Annotated in this window: 14 protein-coding genes; 8 read left to right on the plus strand and 6 right to left on the minus strand. The window is 42.4% G+C overall.

The window, feature by feature from the left end; all coding sequences use genetic code 11:
- The first annotated feature begins 8 nt into the window (after window positions 1–8).
- The 7 genes from A5868_RS01755 to A5868_RS01785 all read left to right on the plus strand — a co-directional run bounded on the left by A5868_RS01755 (window position 9) and on the right by A5868_RS01785 (window position 11145).
- The gene (locus A5868_RS01755; protein ID WP_086305794.1) at window positions 9–941 is read left to right on the plus strand and encodes an NADP-dependent oxidoreductase; all 933 of its coding nucleotides are present in this window, start codon (window positions 9–11) and stop codon (window positions 939–941) included.
- A gap of 1 nt (window position 942) precedes the next feature.
- Entirely contained in the window at window positions 943–1266 is a 324-nt protein-coding gene (locus tag A5868_RS01760; RefSeq protein ID WP_010782004.1) for a hypothetical protein, read from the plus strand.
- Between the two features lie 163 nt (window positions 1267–1429).
- The gene (locus tag A5868_RS01765; RefSeq protein ID WP_176281386.1) at window positions 1430–4156 is read left to right on the plus strand and encodes a YhgE/Pip domain-containing protein; all 2727 of its coding nucleotides are present in this window, start codon (window positions 1430–1432) and stop codon (window positions 4154–4156) included.
- A gap of 261 nt (window positions 4157–4417) precedes the next feature.
- Window positions 4418–6241: an APC family permease gene (locus tag A5868_RS01770; protein ID WP_010782002.1), complete on the plus strand. Its 1824-nt coding sequence runs from the start codon at window positions 4418–4420 to the stop codon at window positions 6239–6241.
- Window positions 6242–6470: 229 nt separating this feature from the next.
- Window positions 6471–6917 (plus strand): MarR family winged helix-turn-helix transcriptional regulator, encoded by a 447-nt coding sequence (locus tag A5868_RS01775; RefSeq protein WP_010782001.1) that lies wholly within the window; start codon window positions 6471–6473, stop codon window positions 6915–6917.
- On the plus strand, window positions 6917–9298 hold the full coding sequence (locus A5868_RS01780) for an ABC transporter ATP-binding protein (protein WP_086305792.1): 2382 nt from the start codon (window positions 6917–6919) through the stop codon (window positions 9296–9298). The genes A5868_RS01775 and A5868_RS01780 overlap by 1 nt, the downstream gene beginning before the upstream one ends.
- Window positions 9299–9312: 14 nt before the next feature.
- Window positions 9313–11145 carry an ABC transporter ATP-binding protein gene (locus A5868_RS01785; protein ID WP_086305791.1) on the plus strand — a complete coding sequence of 611 codons (1833 nt, stop codon included), beginning with the start codon at window positions 9313–9315 and terminating at the stop codon, window positions 11143–11145.
- A 65-nt stretch (window positions 11146–11210) separates the two neighbouring features.
- Here A5868_RS01785 and A5868_RS01790 read toward each other — a convergent pair whose 3' ends face one another.
- The 6 genes from A5868_RS01790 to A5868_RS01815 form a co-directional block, all read right to left on the minus strand.
- Complete coding sequence (locus tag A5868_RS01790; RefSeq protein ID WP_254908381.1) at window positions 11211–11795, minus strand: hypothetical protein; 585 nt, start codon at window positions 11793–11795, stop codon at window positions 11211–11213.
- A complete protein-coding gene (locus A5868_RS01795; RefSeq protein WP_086305789.1) occupies window positions 11785–12792 on the minus strand; it encodes a DUF4947 domain-containing protein in 1008 nt (335 codons plus the stop codon). The genes A5868_RS01790 and A5868_RS01795 overlap by 11 nt, the downstream gene beginning before the upstream one ends.
- A 149-nt stretch (window positions 12793–12941) precedes the next feature.
- Window positions 12942–13604: an ABC transporter permease gene (locus A5868_RS01800; protein WP_010781985.1), complete on the minus strand. Its 663-nt coding sequence runs from the start codon at window positions 13602–13604 to the stop codon at window positions 12942–12944.
- Window positions 13605–13609: 5 nt separating this feature from the next.
- Window positions 13610–14527: an osmoprotectant ABC transporter substrate-binding protein gene (locus A5868_RS01805; protein ID WP_086305788.1), complete on the minus strand. Its 918-nt coding sequence runs from the start codon at window positions 14525–14527 to the stop codon at window positions 13610–13612.
- Between the two features lie 3 nt (window positions 14528–14530).
- Window positions 14531–15166 carry an ABC transporter permease gene (locus A5868_RS01810; protein WP_010781983.1) on the minus strand — a complete coding sequence of 212 codons (636 nt, stop codon included), beginning with the start codon at window positions 15164–15166 and terminating at the stop codon, window positions 14531–14533.
- 2 nt (window positions 15167–15168) lie between these two features.
- Window positions 15169–16341 carry a betaine/proline/choline family ABC transporter ATP-binding protein gene (locus A5868_RS01815; protein WP_010781982.1) on the minus strand — a complete coding sequence of 391 codons (1173 nt, stop codon included), beginning with the start codon at window positions 16339–16341 and terminating at the stop codon, window positions 15169–15171.
- Window positions 16342–16757: 416 nt separating this feature from the next.
- Between A5868_RS01815 and queA the strand changes: the two genes are divergently transcribed.
- The gene (gene queA / locus A5868_RS01820; protein ID WP_086305787.1) at window positions 16758–17789 is read left to right on the plus strand and encodes a tRNA preQ1(34) S-adenosylmethionine ribosyltransferase-isomerase QueA; all 1032 of its coding nucleotides are present in this window, start codon (window positions 16758–16760) and stop codon (window positions 17787–17789) included.
- Window positions 17790–17818: the final 29 nt, after the last annotated feature.

Consider the following 17818-nt stretch of genomic DNA (forward strand, 5'->3'; position numbering starts at 1 on the left):
TGTATATAATGAAGCGTTTTGCGATAAAAGACTACGGGGTAGCGAAGGATGTAATGATCACGATCGAGGCAGAGCCCCGAACCGTCGATGAGACCCATGTTCGTGTAGAAATACAAGCATTTGCGATCAACCCTTATGATATCGCGCTTCGGCAAGGTGCGATGCGTGCGTTTCGAACCGTGAAATTTCCTTACGTTTTAGGAAATGATGGTGCAGGCATCGTGACAGAAGTGGGCGACGCGGTCACGCATGTAACTGTGGGTGACGAAGTGATCGTTCATGCAGTCAGTGGTACTTACGGGGAGGAAATTGTCGTTCCTGGTAAAAAAGTAGTGAAGAAGCCCGCATCAATGACTTGGGAATCCGCGGCTGGTGCAGTGACACCTTGGCTGACAACGTATAATCTGACTACTCATTTATTGAAGGATCGGATTGGCGAGACAGTAATGGTTCAAGGTGCCTCTGGTGCAGTAGGCTCATTGCTGGTTCAATTCTTAAAACATCAAGGAAAGAGGGTCTTAACTTCTGCCTCTAAACAAAATGAAGCACTTGTACGTCAGCTAGGTGCGGATCAATTCGCTGCTTACGATGAAGTGGATGCAGGAGAGGTATTTGCGGACATGGCAGATACAGTAATTGATGCCACTAAAGGTGGACGTGCCAGTGAGGCAGGAATGAAAATCATGAAGGCTGGAGGAAACTTCGTAGCGCTGAACGAGTTGCCAAAAGAGCAGAAGAAAGCTGGAAACTATGTTGCTTTCGGTCCATCCAAAGACTATTCAGATGCCGAAGCGTTAACTGCATTGACAGAACTTTCAGATGAAATTCATGTGCCGATTGCGGAGGTACGTCAATTCGATTTAGCCAATGTGATCGCAGCGCATGAAACCGTTGAGGGGCATCCCGCAGCAGGAAAAATCATTATTAAAAGGATGGAATGATATGGATCAACAAAAATGGCTGTTAGTAACAGCAAATTTTGAGGGAACGGAAGACTTAGCCGATGGTTATTATCGGTTGCGCGCAGTAGAGGGTGGGGAGTATCAGCTAGCGTATTTAACGGCTGGACCATGTGGTGACAAGCTGCCTCATCCACAGGTGACCTTGCGCCAAGAAGGAAATCAAGTCCAACCAGTCCGTCTACGAGATTTAGAAACAAACCCAATCTTAAATTTATCCAAAGAAACGGGCGACGGCGAGAAGATCGAAGAGCTGACAGATCAGCTTTTAGACCGTTTCATAAAGATTAAAAACCTTAGTCTTTAAGCATTTCTTTAGTATTTCGCTGTTGAAAAGGGATACAATTATGACAAATCGTTAGGAATGTCAAAAAAGGTGATTTCAGGCACTCACTAGAATTGAAATTAGCCGAAATTCCATGCTACATTAGTTCAGCGAGAAAAAATAGTAGGTGAAATCAATGAAAGTTATTCAATCTCTTAAACATACGTGGCGTCTTTTTTTATTAGACTGGCGCCGAATTTTTAAAAACCCGATCGCTGTTTTGTTAATGGCAGCATTAATCATCATTCCATCATTGTATGCTTGGTTTAATATCAAGGCACTTTGGGACCCATATTCCAATACTGGGGAGCTTCCAATCGCCGTATACAGTGCGGATGCTGGAGCAAAATTCCAAGACAAGGATGTAGAAATCGGGAATGAAGTCATCAAAAATCTTCATGAGAACAAGCAACTTGGTTGGCGTTTTGTCGATTCAAAAAAAGAAGTGGTGGACGGTGTCCGGTCCGGCAAGTATTACGCGGGGATCTATTTACCAAAAGAATTTTCCAAAGATCTGCTGAGTTTTACTACCGGAGATATACAAAAGCCGAAGATCGAATATTATTTGAACCAAAAAATCAATGCGATCGCACCGAAAATTACCGACAAGGGAGCTGGCTCGATCCAGCAAGAAATCAGTCAAGAATTTATCAAAACGGCTAGTTCAACATTGTTAAAGGTTTTTAATGAGATTGGCTACAACATTGATGAAAATTTAGTCAGCATTAATAAAGTAAAAAATCTGATTTTGACAACCAATGATAATTTGGGCGAAATCAATAAATACACACAAGAAGTAGTTGAAGTTCAAGGAAAATTACCGGAATTAAAGGACAAGCTGGCAAAAGCCAATGAATTGCAGGCATACTTGCCGCAAGTTGATGAAATGGGCCAAAAATTGATCGCATTGAATCAAAAAATGCCGGAGATCAAACAACAGGCAAGTGTGATTTTAACCTTGCAGCAAAAAATACCAGAGATTCAACAGGCGGGAAATCAATTGGCGCAAGTGGATAGTGACTTTGCCCAAATCGAAAAAACGCTGAATGACGGCATCAACGAAGCCAAGCAAGGGTTAACGATCATCCAGCAAGTCCAAACGATTCTGCCAGACATTCAAAAACTAGGCAATCAAGCGAACGATTTAGCCTCAACGACAAAAGATGGTGCAGAAAAATTGAAGACAGCTGTTCCAAGTATCTCAAGCAGTGTTCAAGTGACGCTGGAGTCGATTGGGGAAGTTGCTAAAACGACAGATTCCCTAGCTGCTTCGATCCAAACTGCATTGGAAGATAATCAGTTGACTCAAGATGAAAAAGATAATTTAGGCAAACTGATTAATAGCCTCATTCAAGGAAATAAAGATCAGCAGACAGCAATTGATTCAGTTGCAAATTTAATTCAAAATATGAAAGACTTAGCAGATAAAAATGGTGACACAGATGCGAGTCAAAAACTTGCAAACATTTTAACCTTGCTAACAAACGCTAAACAAGCTCTAGATAATTTGAACGGTCGTTTGGGAGACTTAAACAATGCCATTCAAAGTGGAAATATTGAACAAGCAAAAAATTTCTTACAGCAAGTTCAGGATGCAGCGAATAATGTCGCTTCCGCAGTCGGCAGTATCAACCCAGAACAAGTCGGACAAACGGTCAGCACGATCCTTGATAAATTGATAGCGACGATTACTACTGCGCAAGGCGTTTTGAATCAAGCACAGCAAATTGATTTTGCTTCTCTGCTGAACTCTACTGAGGGAACTGTCAGCAATGCCATTACCTTCTTAGAGAAATATCAAAAACAATTGCCAGCAATTGGTCAAGAAGTGCACGATGCAAACGTACTATTAAATGGTCATATGAACGATATCGTTAATGGCATCAATACCGGCGTAGACCTTTACAACAATGAATTGCCCGTTGTCGAACAGAAATTAGGATTGGCTGCGGACTTTATGCAAAATGATTGGCCGGGTGTGAAAAGTGATCTAACAGGTGGATTAAAAGTAGCGAATGATAAAATGCCTGAGGTAGAAAGTGCTCTGAACCTTGCGACAGATTTGATCAAAAATGATTACCCATCCTTGCGTGCAGGAATTCAAAAAGCTGCCAATGCAATCCAACAAGGGGATCAAACGATCGACTTTGGTCAAGTCTTGAAACTGTTGAAGCTGGACGCGCAAAAAGAGAGTGATTTCTTTACGACACCGGTAGATCTGCAAACCAATACAATGTATCCAATCGAGAATAACGGTTCTGCCAGTACCCCATTCTATACCGCTTTGTGTTTATGGGTGGGCGCAGTATTATTCTCAAGTGTTACGACCACAGAATTTTTCTTAGACAAAAAGGACCGCGGCAAATACACGAAACGTGAACAATTTGGTGCTCGTATGCTGACTTATTTAGTCGTAAGCATTGGGCAAGCGTTGATTGTAACGCTAGGAAATATGTTCTTATTAGGTGTTTATGTCAAGAACCCCGTGTACAGTGTGCTTTTTGCGGTGCTAGTGGCTTTGGCCTTCATGATGATCGTCTATACACTCGTCGGATTGTTCGGCACAGTCGGTAAGGGGATCGCGATTATTATCCTTGTCCTCTCCATTTCCGGAGGCGGGGGGAATTACCCGATTCAAGTATCAGGGAAGTTCTTCCAGGCAGTCAATCCGTGGTTGCCGTTCACTCACGCGGTCAACTTGTTACGCGAGAGTGCGGGCGGGATCTATTGGCCAAATGCGACAGGAGATATTCTTATTATGATCGGATTATTCGTAGTGTTCGGTATTTTAGGAACATGGGCATATCCAGTGCTGCAACCGCATTTGACGAAGCTGACGAAAGTCGCTCATGAAAGTAAAATATTCCATTAAAAATGAACAGGTGAGACAACAGCGTATTACTGTTGTTTTGCCTGTTTTCGTGTTTTACTAAGGGTACGAAAAGTCGTTGAAAAAAGTCATTGACATTTGGTTGGAGTGCGAGTAATATTTCGCTTGTTTGCATTTTTTTTAAGGGCGTTTATAGCGAATAAAAGAAGATCCTTTTCCATTTTTTTCGATTGGGAAATCGGTGCATGCAAAAGACAATAATATCTTGAAAAAATATATTAATAGGAACAAGGAGTGAGTCTAGTGGATTATCTTAAGCGCTTGCTGGTTGGTCGGCCACTGAAGTCTTCTGAAAATGATGATCAAAATTTATCTCGTTTTGCGGCTTTGGCGATGCTTTCATCAGATGCGTTATCCTCTGTTGCGTACGGGACAGAACAGATTGTAGTCGTTTTGGTTACCCTTTCTGCAGCGGCGATTTGGTATTCATTGCCAATCGCATTTGTGGTACTGATTTTATTAGCATCATTGATTTTATCTTATCGTCAAATTATTCATGCTTATCCTCATGGAGGCGGCGCCTATGTCGTCAGTAGTGAGAATTTAGGGAAGAATGCCGGCTTGATCGCTGGAGGCTCGCTTCTGGTCGATTATATGCTGACAGTTGCTGTATCCGTATCAGCGGGTGCTGAGGCGATTGCTTCGGCAATTCCAGCGTTGTATCATCATCGCGTCTTGATTTCTGTCATTATAGTTTTATTATTGATGCTGATGAATTTACGTGGCCTGCGTGAAAGTGCCGGCCTGTTGATGACGCCGGTGTACAGCTTCATCGCGGTTATTACAATTCTGATTATTGTAGGAGTATTCAAAATTGTTACAGGGGCTGCACCTCTTCACTCGACTGCTCAGGTTGGAGCTGTCGTACCGGGGATCTCAATGGCGCTCTTGTTAAGAGCCTTTTCTTCGGGTTCTTCTTCGTTGACTGGTGTTGAAGCGATCAGCAATGCGGTGCCGTTCTTTAAAAAACCACGTGCAAAAAATGCGGCTGGTACGTTAGCTATGATGGGACTAATTTTGGGGTTCTTCTTCACTGGGATCACGTTTTTGAACTATTGGTTCGGGATCGTACCAACGGCTGAAGTAACCGTCTTATCACAAGTCGGTGAAGCTGTCTTTGGGAAAGGGATCATGTATTATGTGCTGCAATTTGTAACAGCCCTGATTTTAGCTGTGGCAGCCAATACAGGCTTCTCAGCCTTTCCTGTCTTGGCGTACAACTTAGCGAAGGACAAGTTCCTGCCTCACCGTTACCAGGACCGAGGCGACCGGTTAGGGTACTCTAACGGGATCATTACCTTGGCTCTAGGGTCTATTGTGCTATTGTTGATTTTCCAAGGGTCAACAGAGCGCTTGATTCCATTGTATTCAGTAGGTGTGTTTATTCCATTCACGCTTTCTCAAACAGGGATGGTCTTGAAATGGCACAAAGAAGGGCACCATTGGATCAGAAAATCAATCGCCAACATTATCGGTGCTTGTATCTCCTTTGCGATCGTAGTGATTTTGTTTGTGTATCGTTTACCTGATATTTGGCCCTTCTTTATCATTATGCCAATTCTGATATTTGGTTTTTATAAAATCCATGGACATTATAAAAACGTCGCTGAACAGTTGCGTCTGGCAGACGATGTCGAACTGCATGAATACGACGGCAATACCGTTATTGTATTAGTCGGAAATGTCACGCAGGTAAATATCGGCGCCATCAACTACGCACGTTCCATTGGGGATTATGTCATTGCGATGCATGTTTCTTTAGAGGAAAATGAGGAGAAAGAAAAAGAGATTCGCCGAGAATTCCGCGAAAAATTCCCGGATGTTCGTTTCTCAGTTGTTCGTTCACCTTACCGTTCGATCGTTAATCCGGTCAGCCGTTACGTCGATCGCGTATGTAAAAATGCAAAACAACATAATTATACAACGACTGTCTTAATTCCAGAATTTGTTCCGAATCGAACATGGAAACGTTCCTTGCATAATCAAACGGCGTTGCGTTTACGCTTCCGTTTATCTTATCGAGATGACATTATCATCAGTACGTACAATTATCATTTGAAGAAATAAATACAAAAAGTGCATCGGTAAATCGATGCACTTTTTTGTGTTCAGAAAAAGACGTTGCGGCACATATAAATAAAAAATCAAAGAATATAAAAATAAAACGGATTCATTTATTTTTTTGAGTAAAAATGGTTGATTTTGATTCCAAATAGAGTTAATATCAAACAGCATTAATTACTAACACTATTAGGTATTAATGGATAAGAAATGAATTGAGAGAAGGAGGAGTCTTATGTCATTCGCGGAAGAAGCGGAGCGTGAACTGATGCAGTTGATGGTCAAGAATCGTCATGGTGCATTCAGCAAAATCGAAAAGAGCAGCAAAGGCGCGAATATCGTTATTAAAGTGCTTGATCGATTAGGCGAACCCACTAATCCCAAACATTTGGCGGATACATTGAATTTGTCCACCGCACGCATTGCAGCCGTACTAGGTAATCTTGAAAAGCGTGGCTTGATCAGCCGGACGATGGATCCTGATGACCGTCGCCGAATCAATGTCAGTTTGACGGAAAGCGGAAAAGAAGTAGCAAAAGCGGAAAAGCAGGAGATGCGGAATAAAATCATTCAAGTATTCGAGCTGATGGGTGAAGAAGATACCAAGAAGTATCTTGAATTGACGGCTAAGTTCGTTGACTACTCTAAAAAATTATCTGCGGAAGGGGAAAGTGATCAATAGTGAAAATTTTTAAATACCTTATCAAATACTGGTATGCAATCATCGCAGTGTTATTACTTTTAATCGTACAAGCGTCCAGTGATTTGAGCTTACCGAGTTTAACGTCAGATATCGTCGACGTCGGTATCCAACAAGGAGGACTAGAACAATCAACGCCTGACAAAATTAGAAAGTCTACGCTTCAAGGAATTGAAATTTTCATGACCGAAAAAGAGAAGCAGACGATCCAAGACAATTATAAAGAAGCAACTCAAACCGTTGACGGTAAAAAAGTCGACATTTACAAATTAGATCTTCAAAAAGGTATGACGAAAGAAAAACTAGCAGATATCTTCAATCTGCCAATGATGATGATCGCTTCGACTCAATCGAAAGATGTCGATAATGCGAAAGAAGCGAAGGGCGTCATGGAAGACTACCAAGCAATTGCGAAAGACGCCGCACAAGCACAAGCGCTTGGAAAAGAATCCAAAACATTAGGTGAACAAGCCCAAGCAGCTGGTCAAGCAGCAGCCACAGCCACAGACGGAGCAACGGCTGCAGCAAAAGGCGCCGAAGCACAAAGCTTAGCGGAACAGGCACAAGCCAAAGGTGCGGAGGCACAGAAACTTGGAGATGCGATCAAAGCTAAAAATGAGGCATTACCAGCAAAGGTTGACTCTGCTCGAAAAGCGACAAAAGAAAGTTTAGGCGATTTAGGCGCAGATTCGTTGAAGACTGTCGGGATTCAGATGACATTGGCAGAATACAAAGCGTTGGATGTCAATACGAAGACGATCCAAAATGATTATATGATTAAGACAGGAGCTAAGATGGTCGGTTTAACCTTGGTCTCTGCGGTAGCAGCAATCATCGTTGGACTGATTGCGTCATTGGTAGCCGCGACTGTCGGTAAAAATTTACGTGTCGGACAATATGAACGGACGTTGTCTTTTTCAAACAACGAAATGGATAAATTTTCTCCCGCATCATTGATTACTCGTAATACGAATGACATTCAACAGATTCAAATGGGGATCGTCATGATCATGCGGATGGTTCTGTATGCGCCAATTCTCGGAATCGGCGGGATCTATCGAGTTTACAAGACGGGAACGGGGATGGGCTGGATCGTTGGTGTAGCAGTAGGGGCTGTTTTAGTCCTAGTATTGACACTGCTGTTAACAACGATGCCGAAATTTAAAGCTCTGCAAAACTTAGTTGACCGTGTTAACTTGGTTTCTCGCGAAATCATCACAGGTCTCCCTGTTATTCGCGCCTTCTCTCGTGAAAAATTCGAAGAAGACCGTTTTGATGTAGCGAATACGAATTTAATGAACACACAAATGTTCGTAAACCGGGCGATGTCCTTGATGATGCCAATCATGATGCTATTGATGAATGGTATTTCTGTGCTGATCGTTTGGGTCGGTGGACACAATATGGATAATGGTCAACTGCAAGTCGGAGATATGATGGCCTTTATCACGTATACGATGCAGATCGTTATGGCCTTTATGATGCTGTCGATGGTATCGATCATCTTGCCTCGTTCTAATGTAGCAGCAGGACGTGTCGACGAAGTATTGAACACGGAACCTACCATCAAAGACCCTGAACATCCTGAAGACGACCATGACTTCAAAGGAGAAGTGAAATTTGAAGGGGTTGAATTCCGCTATGGTGACGCAGATGCGGATGTGTTGCATCATATCAACTTTATCGCTAAACCTGGACAAACGACGGCCTTGATTGGTTCGACGGGATCTGGTAAATCGACCATCGTCAATTTGATCTCGCGTCTATTTGATGTAACAGGTGGGCGCATCACTATTGATGGCGTCGATGTTCGCCAGATGAGTTTGCACAAGCTGCATGAGATCATGGGATTCGTTCCGCAAAAAGGGGTACTTTTCTCAGGCGATATCGCATCAAATATCAAGTTTGGTGATGCTACTATTTCAGACGAACAAATGAAAAAGGCAGCTGAGATTGCACAGGCGGATGAATTTATCTATGCAAATGACAAAGGCTTTGACCGTGAGATTTCTCAAGGCGGAACAAACGTATCTGGTGGTCAGAAGCAACGGTTATCTATTGCACGTGCCATTGCTAAAAATCCTAAGATCTTGATTTTTGATGATTCATTCTCAGCACTTGATAATAAGACAGACGTTGCTTTGCGAAAAGCATTGGCTGAAAACATTAAAGGTGTGACTCAAATCATTGTGGCGCAAAAAATATCAACGATCCTTCATGCAGACAACATCATTGTTTTAGATGAAGGACGTGTCGTTGCACAAGGACGTCACGAAGAATTGATGGAATCATCAAAAGTGTATCAAGAAATTGCACAGTCTCAATTAAGCAATGCTGAATTGGGCATAGAAGAAGCAGATTAGGAGGAGCGAAAAGAATGGCAGAACAAAAACAAAATCGCCCTCGTGGTGGCGGACATGGACCTGTGGGCGCACCAGTAGAAAAAGCCAAAGATTTCAAAGGAACCATTAAGAAATTAGTCTCTTATCTGGGTGCTTATAAAATCGGTGTGTTCTTTGTAATGATTTTCGCGATTGCCTCAACGATTTTTAATATTTGGGGCCCGAAAATCTTATCAAAGGCGATTACTGAATTATTCAATGGATTAATCAAAAAATATCAAGGAACGGGCGATATCAATTTTGATAAAATCGGCGGTATCCTATTATTCATGCTAGGTCTCTACGTGGCAGCTTCTGTATTTGGGATCATCCAAGGATGGATCATGTCAACGATCTCGCAAAAGATCACGTACCGGATGCGAAAAGAAATCTCTGAAAAAATCAATCGGATGCCGATGAATTATTTTGAGAGCCGTACAACGGGTGAAGTGTTGTCTCGCATCACAAACGACGTGGATACGCTCGGACAATCCTTGAACCAAAGTTTGACACAACTGATCACTTCAACCTTCACGATCATTGGGGTTATCGTCATGATGCTTTCGATTTCAGTGAAGATGACGGGTGTGGCGATCTTGATCCTACCGATCTCACTGATTTTGATCATGATCGTTGTAAAAAATTCGCAAAAATACTTCAAGACACAACAAGAATACCTTGGTGTGATCAACGGAAAAGTAGAAGAAACCATTGGCGGCTACACCATCGTTCGTTTGTTCAATGACGAAGAAAACTCGTTGACTGAATTTAAGGAACAAAACGATATCTTATTCAAGTCAGCATGGAAATCACAATTTCTTTCTGGATTGATGCAGCCGATCATGAACTTTGTCGGTAACTTAGGGTATGTTGGCGTGGCGATCGTCGGCGGGATCATGGCGTATAATGGTTCGATCACCGTTGGGGATATACAGGCGTTTATTCAATACGTTCGTAATTTGACACAACCAATTGCACAATTGGCCCAGGTATCAAATATGCTGCAATCAATGGCTGCAGCGGCTGAACGAGTCTTTGAATTCTTATCTGAAGAGGAAGAAGATCAACTGGCTGAAAATCCTGTCCAAATTGACAAGGCAAAAGGAATGGTTGATTTTGAGCATGTTCAATTCGGGTATACACCTGACAAGATCGTCATCCAAGACTTTACGTCTCATGTCGATCCAGGTCAGACAGTTGCGATCGTTGGTCCAACAGGGGCCGGAAAAACAACCATGGTCAAATTATTGATGCGTTTCTATGATGTCAATTCTGGTGCGATCAAGATTGATGGGCATAACATCAAAGATTTCAATCGTGCAGATTTACGTAAAAATATTGGGATGGTGTTACAAGATACATGGTTGTTCAAAGGGACGATCATGGACAATCTTCGTTACGGTCGTTTAGATGCAACGGATGAAGAAGTCTACGCAGCAGCAAAAGCGGCTCACGTGGATCATTTCATCAAGACGCTTCCTGGCGGCTATGATATGGAGTTGAATGAAGAATCCTCCAATATTTCCCAAGGCCAAAAGCAATTATTAACAATTGCGCGTGCGATCTTGGCAGATAAACCGATCTTGATTCTGGATGAGGCTACTTCGTCTGTCGATACACGAACAGAAGGACTGATCCAAGAAGCGATGAACAATTTAATGAAGGGCAGAACCTCCTTCGTTATCGCTCACCGTTTATCAACGATCAAAGATGCAGACAAGATTCTCTATATGCAAAATGGAGACATCAAGGAGCAAGGAAGCCACGAAGAACTCTTGGCTAAAAATGGTCTTTACGCGGCATTGTATAATTCGCAGTTTGAGGAATAAACAGAATAAAAACGATCAAGCATGCCTGATAGGGCGCGCTTGATCGTTTTTTTTGATAAAAGAAATTAGTAGCGGTTTTTATCGGTAATCATTCCTGTGTTTTTATTATAAGTGATCGTGATGGAATGGCCTGAGTACTCCCCAGCTTTTGATTTGTTCCACGTAGCACTGGCTCTTGGCGGCATTCCATAGTCTTCCTTTTCCCAACTGGTGACAGTATCGGGCTTTCCTACTTGCTTTTCCAGTTCTTCAAAGTTTGACCCATTTTCGAATGAATATTTTTCATTGTCTGCATCATAATTTTTCGTAGCAACAACCACCCCCTCGTAAAGCTCTTGGGTCCAACCACCAGGGAAACCGTCCTCTGGTTTGGATTGGCTAGCAGCAGGGGAAGTTGGCGAATAAGGTTGTTTCGGCGATTCATTTCCTTTGAAAAATATAAGCCCGAGTAGTAATGCCATGATGGGAAAAGCAATGCCTAGAATAATTCTCGACTTATTTTTTTTATGTGGGGAGACGTCGACAGGTGGTGTTTTAGTTGAAGGTTTTTTTGGATTCAGATAAACCGTTCCGCAATAATCGCATTTCCAACCATTTTCCACCTGATGAAACGTTTTGCTCCCGCAGTTCATACATTCTTTATTTTTCATGATAACGGCCATCCGATCCATAATTTTCAGGGAAATCATCTGGATATTTTCCTAATCCAGCACGAGGGTATTTTTCCGGGAGGCGATTAAACGCCACGTATCTCACGAGAGGTGTCACGTAGCTTACTTTATCCCCTTCAAAGTAAACGTTCGGCTTTCCCTGCTTTTCATACACGAATTGTTTGGAATAATTTCCATGAGAACGATCATAGGCAATAATGAGAAGTGCTCGGACTTCCCGCCAAGTTAAAAGTCCTTGCTGCCAGCTCTTTCTGATCATTTTGACCTCATAAGAAGAGGATTTGTTATTCTCGTCAAAGGAAATCGTTAAATTTTGTTTGATTTTTTCAGCGTCGGTGATGATTTCATCGGGCTTCCCCCAAAGCTTTAAAATATCTTGGCTGGAGTATTGATCGAAGTCCGGTCCGTAAGCAGTAAAAAAGCCTCCTTCGCGGTAATACATTGTAACGGAAAATTCAGAATCCGGGTTCTCGATGATCATATCCTCTTTTGGTGGTTGCTTCACGCGTTCCTTTTTAAATGTGTCATGATCCTTTTGAGCAGCTGCTACGCGTTGTTCAAACTCAGCGGTCTTTTCTCCACCATATTCGGCAATCGAAGCTTCGGCTAATTCAATGGCTTCTTGATTCAGTGAAAGCTCAGCGATTCGGACATTCCGCTCCGGGTTGCTCAATTCATTGGCGGAATACTCTTTTTTCTCAAGAGGCTTCGACTCGGACGAGGTGAGTGAGTGGGGCTTAGTTGTCCGTGGAACCTTTTTTGGTTCAGAAATAAGGCTAGAAGTGAGTGCCAGCAGGGCAACGAGGACCAATAACGTGATCCGAATGATTGGCGGTCTTTTTTGACGCCTGTTTTTTTCCTGTGGGTGTTCCTCTTCATCTAGTTCATATACGGTGTGACAGTAATTGCATTCATACCCTTTTTTTGTTTTATTAAAGTGATTGCCGCCACAATACTTACAAACTAACCCTTTCATAGTTTACTCCCCAATTATTTTCTACTCGCAACGTCATTAAGACAGTTGCTATTAGTAAATGATACCATGGAGGGATTGTGAGATGAAAGAGAGTGGCGCTTAAAAAATCCCTCCAAGCTCGAAAGCTTGAAGGGATTTTTATTTAGTAACTATCTACTCGTTTTTGTTGCTGGGTCCAATCTGCGTTCTACCAGACCTAAGAGCCAGTCAGTCATGATGGCCATTAAAGCTGTCGGTAACGCACCAGCTAAGATGATGGCTGTTCCGTCAGTCGCATTTGTTCCCCGAATAATGATGTCACCAAGTCCACCGGCACCAACGAATACACCGATTGCAGTGATCCCTATCGCAACAACTAACGCGTTACGGATACCTGCCATGATAACTGAGACAGATAGCGGCAGCTCGATCATATATAATCGTTGCCAATTCGTCATGCCCATTCCTGTTCCGACATCCAAGGCATTTCTATCCACCTGCCGCATTCCAGTGTAGGTGTTCTTGATGATCGGTAACAAGGAGTATAAGAAAACCGTTAAGATTACAACATTGACACCAAGTCCCATTCCAATCATTAAGACTGAGATCATGGCTAATGAGGGAATCGTTTGGATCACATTGGCCAAACGAATGACCCAGCTAGCCAGCTTCGTGTGGCGGGCGATGAAAATCCCTAGTGGAATTCCCACGATCGCAGCGAAGATCACACCATAGATCGAAATCAAGAAGTGGCGGACAAATTGAGCGAAAATGATGCTGCCATTTGTTTGATAATATTGGATAAATTGTTGAAAGGTATTCAGATTTTCCATTACGCTCACTCCCCTTCGAAATAGTTATGTTCTTTTAGAAATTCTTCTGCCACAATTTGCGGTTCAACCAAATCATTATCTGCTTTATAATTTAATTTTTGCATTTCTTCAGTAGATATTTTTCCACCTAAGCGCTCCATCGCATCTTTGATTTTTGGATCGGATTTTAATAATTTATTAGATACGATCGGTGCTGCATCGTAAGGAGGGAAGAAACGTAAATCATCTTCCAACATGACAAGATCATAGCTTGCGATCCGTCCATCCGTAGAATAGCCTAGTACGATATCCATTCTTTTGGCTGCTAATGCATCATAGACCAAGCTGACTTGCATAGGCAAGATCGAAGAAAATTCAAATCCATATGCTTGCTTGAATCCTTCATAGCCATCGCCTTTACGAGTGATCCACGAGGTATCCACACCTGCACTTAACTCACCAGCTACGCGTTTCAAATCACTGACTTTTTTTAGATTATATTTCTCCGCAGTGTCTTTTCGAACTAAAAAGACATACGTATTGTCAAATCCATAAGAAGGGAACCAGGTTTGATCAAAACGCTTTTCAAATTCGTTGTGTACGATATCGAAGGCTTTCTTCGGATCTTTTTCAGCCGGTAATTGCAAAATCGAAGACAAATCCGTTCCTGTATAACGCGCGGCAGAAATCGAAGCGTCATCTTTCAACATGGCTTGATGATTGATCATATTTGTTGCCAAATTATTAATCACGGTGGTGTCCTTGTCTGTGTAATGTTCCACCATGCCTGCAACTATACTTCCTAATATTTGCATTTCAGAAGTGATCCCGCCCGTAACCGCGATCGTATCTTCGTTATCATTCGAGGCCAATCCAGGAAAAGAGCAACTACTCAGAAAGAGCAGCGAGAGTCCGAGTAAAGCCAAGATTTTTAATTTTTTCATTCTTTACTCCTCCTCCTTTAGCGCTGCGGGTGTCATACGGTCTTCTAAGAGCCCCAACAATAAGTCGACGATTAGTGCCATCAAAATGACAGGAACCGTACCTGCAATGATTAGCGGAGGCTGGAAGTTGTTTAGACCACTGAAAATCAGGTCTCCCAGCCCGCCAGCTCCGATATATGAAGCAAGCGTCGCCCATGCAATAACATAGACAGCGGCCAAGCGAATTCCTGCCATGATTGTTGGAACCGCAATGGGGAGTTCCACAGTAAAGATCGACTGCAAGTTTGTCATCCCCATGCCCTTAGCGACATCGCGATAGTTGCTGTCGACGTTTTTCATCCCAATAAAGGTGTTACGCAAAATTGGCAATAACGAATAAATGAATAGCGCGATGATTGCGGGAAATTTTCCGACGCCAAAGATGGGAATCATCAGTGCTAGTAAAGCAAGTGATGGGACTGTTTGCAGGACGCTGGCAACACCGATCACAAAACTAGAGATTTTTGGTAAACGTGTCAACAAAATGCCCAAAGGAACGGCTACTAAAATACCGAGTCCTAGCGCAAGAGCGGAGATGTACAAGTGTTCCGCGCTTTTTGTCAGCATTTGACTTCCGTATTGATTGAAGAATGCTTGCATGATTACGCCTCCTCGCTTGTTATGCTTTCAGCCGCATCTCCGAAAGTTTCTTCTTCGCCCCATAGCACATCATAAATGATATCTACCAATGAGACTCTTGTAAGGATACCTACAAGGTGTTTCGCGTCGTCTACTACGGGCACATATTTTACGCCGCGTTTCAAAATACGCTGCAGGCTGTCTCGAACCAGCGCAGATTCTTTTACATAAAAGACGTTCGGATTGATAATATCTCCGATACTAGAGGCTTTTCCACGACGTCGTTCCTGGTCGATGGTTTCAATATCAACAAAGCCTTTCAAAATGTTGTCTTCATCCACGATCAGCAACGTATCTACACGTTTCTCACGCATCAAGCGAATCGCATTTTGCAGGCTCTTCTCAGGAGTAATAGAAACGGCAGTGTTCATCATGATCTCGCCAACAGTCGTTGTGTCGGGTTTTGCTTGAAGCAAGCGATCTTCTCCTAATAATTCTTCCACGAAATCATTCGCAGGATTTTGCAAAATATTTTCGGGTGTATCAAATTGGATCACTTTTCCATCATCCATGATGGCAATACGACTCGATAATTTTAATGCTTCATCCATGTCATGTGTAACGAAAACGATGGTTTTTCCTAGACGTTCCTGTAAGTCTTTCACAAGGTCTTGCAGAGAGTCACGGGTAATTGGGTCCAAAGCACCGAAGGGTTCATCCATCAAAATGACATCTTGATCGGCAGCGAGCGCACGAACAACCCCGATCCGCTGTTGTTGTCCGCCAGATAACTCATGAGGATAACGGTCAAGCATATCCCGAGGCAATTCAACTAAATCGATCATTTTTTCTGCGGTTTTATTTTGCTCTTCTTTGTCTACCTTTAATAACCGTTGGACAAGCGTGATATTCTCACGGATCGTCATGTGGGGCATAAGCCCAATATTTTGGATCACGTACCCAATTTGGCGTCTCAACTCAACAGGATTTTTCTTTTGAATGTCTTCACCGTTGATGGTAATGGTCCCTTTTGTTGGATCGATCATTCGATTGATCATTCGCATCGTCGTTGTTTTTCCGCTACCACTAGTACCAATCAAACAAATGAATTCACCTTTATCAAAAGAGAGGTTAACGTCTTCGACAGCTACTTTGTTTCCATTATATATCTTAGAAACATGGTCAAATTTAATCATTTTTTCGCTCCTTCTTCATGTTAAGGAAAAGGATTCCTTAATTATTTTCATAAAATATTTTTCTCAAACAGTATATAAAACTGACAATTTACCTGTACAAAAATGAACAGGTTTATAATTTTAGTATGCAATAAAGCCTGATTAAAAACAAATAACTAGCTCATTTTTAGTCAGAACTAAGCGCTGTCACAAGTTGTTTTTGATTATAAAATAACCTTTTCATAAAGAGAGATGTCGGGATTATTTATTAGTTAAAGACGATAAATCGTAGAGATAAAAAACGTTTTTTTAAGTCGAGAAAACAATTCTGCATTTTCTGTTGATTGCTATCCGTTTTTTTAAGTCACAGAAGACAGCCTCGTACTTTTCAATGCCGATTTCCCATGATAGAATAGCGGAGGAAAAGAGGAGAAGCTATGTTAACCACAGAAGATTTTGATTTTGAGTTGCCTGAAGAATTAATTGCCCAAACCCCTCTAGAAAAACGGGACAGTTCGCGATTATTGATCTTAGATCGTGAAACCGGCGATATTGAGGATAAACATTTTGATGAAATTATTGAAGAGCTGAACCCTGGAGATGCGTTGGTCATGAATGACACACGTGTACTGCCTGCTCGTTTATATGGAGAAAAGCCTGAAACGGGGGGACACTTAGAAGTCTTGCTATTAAACAATACGCAAGGGGATGAGTGGGAGACGTTGATCAAGCCTGCCCGTCGTGCAAAAGTAGGAACAGAGATTGTTTTTGGAGACGGCCGTTTACGTGCGGAGGTAAAGAAAGAGCTTGAACACGGAGGACGGATCGTGGAGTTTTCTTATGAAGGCATCTTTTTAGAGAACTTAGAATCACTGGGGGAAATGCCGTTACCTCCTTATATCAAAGAACGGTTAGAAGATCCTGAACGCTATCAAACCGTTTACGCTAAAGAGAACGGTTCTGCAGCGGCACCAACAGCAGGATTGCATTTTACACCAGAATTGTTAGAGAAAATTGCAGCAAAAGGAGTGAAGCTGGTTTATTTAACCTTACACGTAGGGTTAGGGACCTTCCGACCAGTCAGTGTAGACAATATTGCGGAACACCAGATGCACAGTGAATTCTATCGTCTGACGGAAGAAGCTGCTGCACAATTAAATGATGTGCGCGACAGCGGCGGAAAAATCATCGCAGTTGGGACGACATCGATTCGTACACTAGAAACAATTGGTACGAAATTCAATGGAGAGATCAAGGCGGACAGTGGATGGACAGACATATTCATCACACCAGGGTATGAGTTTAAAGTCGTCCAAGCCTTTTCAACAAACTTTCACTTGCCAAAATCGACATTGGTCATGCTAGTCAGTGCGTTTGCCGGTCGTGAAAAGACGTTGGCGGCTTATCACCATGCCATCGAAGAACGCTATCGCTTCTTCAGTTTTGGAGATGCGATGTTCGTAAAATAGAGGAAAAGAGGAGGCCAGCGATCTGTTCG

It is taken from the genome of Enterococcus sp. 12F9_DIV0723, from assembly GCF_002174375.1.
GTDB lineage: Bacteria > Bacillota > Bacilli > Lactobacillales > Enterococcaceae > Enterococcus_A > Enterococcus_A gilvus.